This is a genomic window from Streptomyces sp. 13-12-16 (assembly GCF_002114215.1).
Taxonomy (GTDB): domain Bacteria; phylum Actinomycetota; class Actinomycetes; order Streptomycetales; family Streptomycetaceae; genus Streptomyces.
Window position 1 is genome coordinate 1 of record NZ_NCTE01001278.1, and the last position, 741, is coordinate 741.

A 741-nucleotide genomic window follows, 5' to 3' on the forward strand; every position below is an offset into this window, starting at 1 on the left:
CGGCAGCCCCAGCTTCCCGGCGACGGCGGTCGCCGCGACCGGGTCGGGCGGCGCGACCAGCGCGCCGAGGGCCACGGCGGCGGCCAGCGGCAGCCCCGGCACGATCGCGTGGGCGACGACGGCCACGCACAGCGTGGTGACGAAGACCAGCGCCACCGCGAGCAGCAGGATCGGTCTGACGTTCGCCGCGAACTGCCGCCAGGAGGTCCGTCGTACGGCCGCGTGGAGCAGGGGCGGCAGCAGCAGCGGAAGGATCAGGTCGGGCGGGATGTCGACGTTCGGCACGAACTCCAGCAGGGCCAGTACCGCCCCGAGCACCGTCATCAGCACCGGTGCCGGCAGCCTCAGCCGCTCCCCGACCGGGACGCTCACCACGGCCCCGAGCAGCAGGGCGAACAGCAGGGTCAACTGGTCCACGGTCACGGCTCCGGGCGGATCGACGATCGGCGGGCGGATCTCCACCCTGTCACGCCGACACCCTCACCCGGCTGTTCGCGGCCCCGGCTACAGAACGCGCCGCATGGCCCGGTGCGGTATCCCCGCGTCCGGGAACTCGGGTCCGTAGGCCTCGTAGCCCAGCCGCTCGTAGAAACCGAGGGCGTGCGTCTGCGCGTGCAGGTCCACGGCGGTGAGGTCCCGGTCGCGGGCCGCCTCCTCGATGGCCCGCACCAGCGCCGCGCCGACGCCGAGGCCCCGCGCCCGGCGCGTCACCGCGAGCCGGCCCAGCGAGCCGACCGCCGG

Annotated in this window: 2 protein-coding genes; both read right to left on the reverse strand. The window is 75.3% G+C overall.

Annotation, left to right across the window (positions count from 1 at the left end; genetic code table 11):
- Positions 1-417: cation:proton antiporter (locus B7767_RS39345; RefSeq protein WP_179167492.1), on the reverse strand; the 417-nt coding region annotated here is incomplete at its 3' end.
- A gap of 87 nt (positions 418-504) precedes the next feature.
- Positions 505-741, reverse strand: a 237-nt coding sequence (locus B7767_RS39350; protein ID WP_143652908.1) for a GNAT family N-acetyltransferase, incomplete at its 5' end; no start/stop codon positions are given.